We start from the raw sequence: 6,712 nt of genomic DNA on the forward strand, positions 1-6,712 counted from the left end.
AGACGCAGTAGACCCGCGACTGTACCCCGCAACTGATTCTGCATGTACCATGCGGACGAGCCGCTGAGAGCATATTCCATAGAGGTGTAGCCCCGCGCGTGGCAATGCGAAACGCAGATTCCCTTCGGAAATGACAACAAAAAGCGAGGGTGGCTTTGCGGCTGAAGAGGTCGCCGAGAGTATGCCTCCAGGAAAACTGCTATAGACAAACGCTCGTCTTAGCAGCGACCATTACCTTCAGCAAAAAGGAAAGGATCCGCCCCGACATGTTGCCGAGAACCTCGAAATCGAGAGCTGGCGCGAAGGCAGGCATCGCCCTGCTCTCAGCTGTGCTGCTCGCTGCACCAGCCGCCCTTGCACAGGCCCCTCAGCCCGACTCTCCTGCGATTCGCGCCCGCGTTAACGCTCTTGTCCACAAGATGACGCTCGAACAGAAGCTCGAATACATTGGTGGCACCGGCTTTGCGGTGCGCGCCATGCCGTCGCTTGGCCTGCCCGCGCTGGAGATGTCCGACGGCCCATACGGTGTGCGCAGTAACGCTGGTTTGCCCTCGACGACCTACGCGATTGGCATTGGGCTCGCGGCTTCGTGGAACCGGGACCTGGCATTCGAGGTGGGCAAGGCCATTGGACGCGACGCGCGCGCACGTGGTGTCCACTTCATGCTCGGCCCCGGCATCGACATCTACCGTTCGCCGCGTAATGGGCGCAACTTCGAGTACTTCGGCGAAGACCCGTTCCTGACCGGGGCCATCACGGTGGGATATATCACGGGGATGCAGACGGAGGGTGTCAGCTCGACGGTGAAGCACTTTCTCGGCAACAACAATGAGTATCTGCGCCACGACTCGGACTCGGTGATCGACGAGCGGACGCTGCGCGAGATCTATCTGCCGGGCTTCGAGGACGCGGTCCGCAAGGCGCATGTGGGCGCGATCATGGACTCCTACAACCTCGTGAATGGCAAGCACATGACGCAGAACGGATATTTCAACACCGACATTGCCCGCAAGCAGTGGGGCTTTGACGGTGTGATGATGTCGGACTGGGATGCGACCTACGATGCCGTTGCCGCGGCCAACGGCGGACTCGATATCGAGATGCCGACCGGCCGCTTCATGAACCCGAAGAACCTGACTTCGGCTGTCGAGAGCGGCAAGGTCTCTGAGGCGACGATTGACGAGAAAGTGTTCCACATTCTCGATACGGCGGCGCGCTTTGGCTGGCTTGACCGCACGCAGCTCGACGACTCCATCTCGCTCAGCGACGAGCGGAACAATGCAGTCGCGCTTCAGACTGCCGAGGAGGGGCTTGTGCTGCTGAAGAACGAGGGCGGCCTGCTTCCGCTCTCGAAGACTGCGACGAAATCGATTCTTGTCGTTGGGCCGGATGCATATCCCGGCGTGCCTGTGGGCGGCGGCAGCGCCGGCGTCAAGCCGTTCCGCACAGTCAGCACTCTTGAAGGTCTCACCGCCTATCTTGGTTCCGGCGCGACGGTCTATTATGACCGAGGCCTGCCTACGCTCACCGACCTTGCCCGCGATACCAGCTTCGTCACCGAAGCGAACGGCGGCGAACCCGGGCTGAAGCTTGAGACCTTCCCAAGCCTCGATCTCACAGGTACACCTACCACTGCCGTCGTCGAGCACATCAACAGCTCCGGTCAGCCCGGCGAAGCGATGCCCGGCGGCGCACACGCGGTCTCTCACCGCTGGACCGGCTACTATGTCGCAGCGCAGGACGGCAACTACATCATCGCCATGCAGGGGTCGAGCGAGGGCAACGGCAATCGGGTTTATCTTGACGGCAAACTGATTATCGACAACTGGACGATGGTGCGTGCCTACCAGCCGGATCTTACGCTGCACCTTTCTGCCGGTCCGCACAAGGTCGTCGTTGAAGATGCGCATCGCACTCGCTGGGGCGGACGCATCCGCTTCGGCATCATTGATGAGAACAAGATTGTCGATGAGCGCGCGAAAAAGCTTGCAGCGAAGGCTGATGTCGTGGTCATTGCCGCAGGTTTCGATGCTGAATCGGAGTCTGAGGGAAGCGATCGCACCTTCGACCTGCCGTTCGGCCAGGACCAGCTCATCCGCACACTGGCCGCCATCAACAAGAAGACGATCGTCACCGTCACTTCGGGCGGCAATGTCGATAGCGAGTCGTGGCTTGCGAAGGTGCCGGTCTACATGGAGAACTGGTACGGCGGTCAGGACGGTGGCACGGCGCTGGCTAAAATCCTCTTCGGCGACGTGAATCCCTCCGGCCACCTGCCTGCTACCTTCGAGCGCCGCGCCGAGGACAACCCCACGTTCAACACCTACTATCCGGAAGAGGGTACCAACAAGGTGGAGTACAGAGAGGGCATCTTCGTTGGCTATCGCGGCTATCAGCACAATCATGTCGAGCCGCTTTACCCGTTTGGATTCGGACTCAGCTACACGACGTTCCGCTTCTCGCACCTGGCTGTGCGGCCCGAGGGCGCAACTGCTACCGTTTCGTTCGACGTGACGAATACGGGCAAGCGCACGGGCAAGGAAGTCGCGCAGGTGTATGTCTCGGACACGCACTCGAGCGTGCCTCGGCCGGAAGAAGAGCTGAAGGGCTTTGAGAAGGTTTCGCTGGCGCCGGGCCAGACGAAGCATGTGACGGTCAAGCTCGACGACCGCGCCTTTGCCTACTACGACACGGACGCGAAGGGCTGGCACATTGCGCCGGGCAGCTTCGGCATCCGCGTGGGAGACTCGTCGGCCGACATTGCGCTGAAGGGCACGGTCGAGATCTCGAAGGAGGCCGCGGGCGCTGCGAAGTTCTGAGCGCAGGCTTAACACCGATTACCACTGATTGCACGGATAGAGGGACCACGGATTTCGCGGACTTTCACGGATTGGCTGTTATCCGTGAAATCTGTGGTCATCTTTTTGTGCGCACGGGTGTGGGCAGGACGGCGGGACTGGCATGTCCTGCGCGGTCGATGGTGCGGACACCGAAGATGACGTTGTCGTTCGAGATGGGCAGGGTGATGCTGGTGGCTGTGCCTGCGTCGAGGACTGTTGTCCATTGTGGCGCGGTGGTGTCGCGCCAGACGATCTGGTAGGTGGCTCCGGCGGGCATCCCGGCGGGTGGGTCCCAGGTGAGTGTGGTGTTGTTGTCAAGCTCGATGGTGACGCGGTGGACGTTCTGCGGCTCGCCCGGAGCGGAGGCCAGCGTGGCCAGGGTGGCTGCGTTGATGCGGGCGACATTGGCTACGTAGTTGAAGTCAACGAACTGAGGCAGGTCGCCGTACTGGATGCCGTTCTCGACGCGGACGTTCTGGTGCTGGTGGTTGAAATTTTCGCGCCACTCAGTGAAGCGCACGGCGGCGAAGCCTTCGAGGCTGAAGCTGATGTGGTCGCCGCCGCGCAGGTAGCGGTCGCGGCGGAAGATAAGCACGGGATGAAAGGCGGGGACCATGCGGATGTGCTGGCTGCGTGGGCGTCCAGGCGTTGCTGGCGGACGCTCGGAGGTGGGGGCGAAGTAGGCTGCGCCGATTTCGGCGATGGCGCGAGCGAGTTCACGCGCGGGCGAATCGCTCTCGGCTCCCTGCGAGCGGATGGAACTGATCTGCTGCGGTGTCGCGTCGCTGGGGATGCCTTCGGAGAAGACGCGGACGGCGGTTTTGTCCTGGAGCGGGTCGGCGGGCGTGGTGTCTCCGCCAACGATGTCGTTGTTCAGCACGGCCTCTAGCTGCCAGTGTTCGGACTTTGCCAGTTTGGCGAGATGGGCGCTGCCGTTGAGTCCTTGCTCCTCTCCCGCGACCGCGACGAAGACGATGGTGGCGGGGAACCTGAGCTTTGAGAGCACGTTTGCGCACTCGATGGAGACGGCCACGCCGCTGGCGTCGTCGTTGGCTCCGGGAGCGGCGTCGCGCGTGTTGAAGTTGTCGGAGTTGCGCGAGTCGTAGTGACCGGTGACGAGCACCATGCGGGCCGCCTGTGCCGGGTCCGTGCCGCGCAGGATGGCATAGACGTTGGTGATCTTCGTGGGCTTCAGGATGCGTGCATAGGGACCGGTCTGCGGCGGCTCGACGAAGTCGTCGCGTTTGACCTGAAGACAGCCGCCGCAGGCTGCCGAGATCTCCTTGAATCGGGACTCGATCCAGTCGGCGGCGGCAGAGACGCCGGTGTTGGGCGGGAGGTTGCTCTCCATGCTGGAGAGCGTGCTGCGGTTGTTGAAGCTGACCAGCTTTTCAATGGTTGCGCGGACATCGGCTGGTGAGACCTGCTCGAGCGCATGGGCGATGGCCGGGTCAGCGGTGGCAGGCGGGAGCGGCTGTCCGGCTGGCGCGGCCTGGCCGTAGACAAAGCTGCCGCCAAGCAGAAAACTGAGCAGGAGTCCCGATACGGGAAGTCGGCTCACGCAGCGAAAAACGTAACGTCCAATGGTCACGAAAATTCTCCTTCTGTGGAAACCCGGAAGCAGAGACAATCGTAGCTTGACGAAAGGGCAGGATGGCCGCTAAATAAAAATAAGTTTCCCACGTCCGCAGGTGCCGTACCACCATCCTGAAAGACGGCCGGCGGACCGGGAAACCGTGGAGGCCTGGAAACAATGGCAGTTGTTTGTCCAGAATGCGATAACCCCATCGCGGTCGATGAGGACGAGATCGAGGAAGGTGAGACGCTGCAGTGCGATGAGTGCGGCGTTGAGCTGGAAGTGGTGTCGGTCGATCCGGTGGAGCTGGCGGCAGTCGAGGCCGGCTACGACGACGAGGAAACCGTGCGCTTTGTCGGGGAGGATGACGAGTAGCTGCGCCTGCCCCTGGGTAGACGTATACTTATGTCTATGAAGCGCATCTCGTTCCCGCTCCGTTCCGTTGCCGGTAAAGCAGTCCTTGCCATGGCCGCCGTCGCAGCCCTTGGGATGGCTGCGCAGAGGCCGGTGTTTGCCCAGTCACAGCGCACGGTGCAGGGCAAGGTTGTTGACCGGTCCGATGCTCCGATTAAGGGCGCCGTGGTCTATCTGAAGGATGACCACACGCTGGCGGTCAAGAGCGCCATCGCGGACGACGACGGCAGCTACCGCTTCGGCCAGCTCGCCCAGAACACCGACTACGAACTCTGGGCGACGAGCGACGGCAAGAAGAGCGGCACGAAGACGATCAGCTCCTTCGACAGCAAGAACCAGTTTTATATCGACCTGAAGATCAACAAGTAGGATTCAGGATGCGGTCGCCGTGACTCGACGGCTGGCTGGTGACAAGAAAGCGCACCGGCGAGCCGCTGCGGTTGATGGCCTGATGCGTTTGGCCCGGAGCAATCTCAATGCCTTGGCCTGTGCTCAGTGTGTGGTTGTCCCCGTCGATCTCCATGTGCAACTCGCCTTCGAGCACATAGAAGAACTGGCGCGCGTGCGCATGGTAATGGCGGACCTCGCTTGCGCCGGGCGGCATCCGCTCTTCGATGATGCTGAGTTCAGGCGCGCGGACGAGATGCCAGCCGTCGCAGTCCTCGCCCCAGTTGTAGTGTTCGGCTGTGTTGGTGTCGATCGTTGCCATAGTTCGCAGGGTTACAGCGGGATATTGCCATGCTTTTTTGCGGGATTCTTTTCGCGCTTGGTGGCGAGCATGTCGAGTGCGGTGTTGAGGTGGCGGCGTGTCTCGCTGGGACGGATGACGGCGTCGATGTAGCCGCGCTCGGCGGCGACGTAGGGGTTGGCGAATCGCTCGCGGAACTCTTCCACTTTTTCCTTGCGTGCTTCGGCAAGCACTTCGAGTTTTTGTTCTTCGGTGAGTGAAACGCCCTGCGGCATGACGGCCTGTGCGCGGCGGACGACTGCATCCAGCTCGCGCTTGTAGACGATGTTGACCGCGCCCTCCGGACCCATGACAGCGATCTCAGCGGTGGGCCAGGCGATGTTCCAGTCGGTGCGCAGATGTTTGGAACTCATGACGCAGTAGGCTCCGCCGTAGGCCTTGCGCGTGATGACGGTGAGCTTGGGCACGGTGGCCTCGGCAAAGGCGTAGAGCAGCTTCGCGCCGTGGCGGATGATGCCGCCGTGCTCCTGCTGCACGCCGGGCATGAAGCCGGGCACGTCTTCAAAGGTGATGAGCGGAATATTGAAGGCGTCGCAGAAACGCACGAAGCGCGCGCCCTTGACGCTGGCGTTGATGTCGAGCACTCCCGCCAGCACTGCAGGCTGATTGGCCACGATGCCGACCGGGCGGCCCGCCATGCGCGCGAAGCCGACGACGATGTTGCGCGCGTAGTGTTCGTGCACTTGAAAGAGATAGCCTTCGTCCACGACGCGGCGGATGACCTCGACCATGTCGTAGGGTTGGTTGCTCTCGGCGGGGATGATGGTGTCGAGCGCGGAGTCGGCGCGCGCGGGGTCGTCTGTGGTAGCGCGGCGCGGCGGGTCGTCGAGGTTGTTCGATGGAATGAAGCCGATGAGTTCGCGGATGGTGGCGAGGCACTCCTGGTCGTCGTGCGCCATGAAGTGCGCAACGCCGGAGATCTCGTTGTGCGTTACGGCGCCGCCCAGCTCGGCCTTGGTTACGTCCTCGTGCGTGACGGTCTTGATGACGTCAGGCCCGGTGACGAACATGTAGCTGGTCTTCTCGGTCATGACGGTGAAGTCGGTGATGGCGGGCGAGTAGACCGCGCCGCCTGCGCACGGCCCCATGATGGCGGATATTTGCGGAATGACGCCGCTTGAGAGCGTGTTGCGT

General features: G+C 62.1%; 6 protein-coding genes. 3 read left to right on the top strand and 3 right to left on the bottom strand.

Translation table 11 applies throughout. The features are described 5' to 3' along the window. Positions 1–266: 266 nt before the first annotated feature. Positions 267–2,819: a beta-glucosidase H gene (locus VFU66_RS02450; protein WP_326444644.1), complete on the top strand. Its 2,553-nt coding sequence runs from the start codon at positions 267–269 to the stop codon at positions 2,817–2,819. A 97-nt stretch (positions 2,820–2,916) separates the two neighbouring features. Here the strand turns inward: VFU66_RS02450 and VFU66_RS02455 are convergent, their stop codons facing one another. Beyond that, positions 2,917–4,431 (bottom strand): M28 family metallopeptidase, encoded by a 1,515-nt coding sequence (locus VFU66_RS02455; RefSeq protein WP_326444645.1) that lies wholly within the window; start codon positions 4,429–4,431, stop codon positions 2,917–2,919. A 162-nt stretch (positions 4,432–4,593) separates the two neighbouring features. Between VFU66_RS02455 and VFU66_RS02460 the strand changes: the two genes are divergently transcribed. Continuing rightward, positions 4,594–4,791 (top strand): hypothetical protein, encoded by a 198-nt coding sequence (locus VFU66_RS02460; protein ID WP_326444646.1) that lies wholly within the window; start codon positions 4,594–4,596, stop codon positions 4,789–4,791. Positions 4,792–4,827: 36 nt separating this feature from the next. Continuing rightward, complete coding sequence (locus tag VFU66_RS02465) at positions 4,828–5,199, top strand: carboxypeptidase-like regulatory domain-containing protein (RefSeq protein ID WP_326444647.1); 372 nt, start codon at positions 4,828–4,830, stop codon at positions 5,197–5,199. Here the strand turns inward: VFU66_RS02465 and VFU66_RS02470 are convergent. Next, a complete protein-coding gene (locus VFU66_RS02470) occupies positions 5,189–5,539 on the bottom strand; it encodes a cupin domain-containing protein (protein ID WP_326444648.1) in 351 nt (116 codons plus the stop codon). The genes VFU66_RS02465 and VFU66_RS02470 overlap by 11 nt on opposite strands. 11 nt (positions 5,540–5,550) lie before the next feature. Next, positions 5,551–6,712, bottom strand: a 1,162-nt coding sequence (locus tag VFU66_RS02475) for an acyl-CoA carboxylase subunit beta (RefSeq protein ID WP_326444649.1), incomplete at its 5' end; no start/stop codon positions are given.

It is taken from the genome of Edaphobacter sp., from assembly GCF_035763405.1.
Lineage (GTDB): Bacteria > Acidobacteriota > Terriglobia > Terriglobales > Acidobacteriaceae > Edaphobacter.

Bases quoted from the DNA above. Each gene is read 5' to 3' on its own strand.
- VFU66_RS02470 (WP_326444648.1), bottom strand. From the start codon at position 5,539: ATGGCAACGATCGACACCAACACAGCCGAACACTACAACTGGGGCGAG.
- VFU66_RS02460 (WP_326444646.1), top strand. From the start codon at position 4,594: ATGGCAGTTGTTTGTCCAGAATGCGATAACCCCATCGCGGTCGATGAG.
- VFU66_RS02450 (WP_326444644.1), top strand. From the start codon at position 267: ATGTTGCCGAGAACCTCGAAATCGAGAGCTGGCGCGAAGGCAGGCATC.
- VFU66_RS02465 (WP_326444647.1), top strand. From the start codon at position 4,828: ATGAAGCGCATCTCGTTCCCGCTCCGTTCCGTTGCCGGTAAAGCAGTC.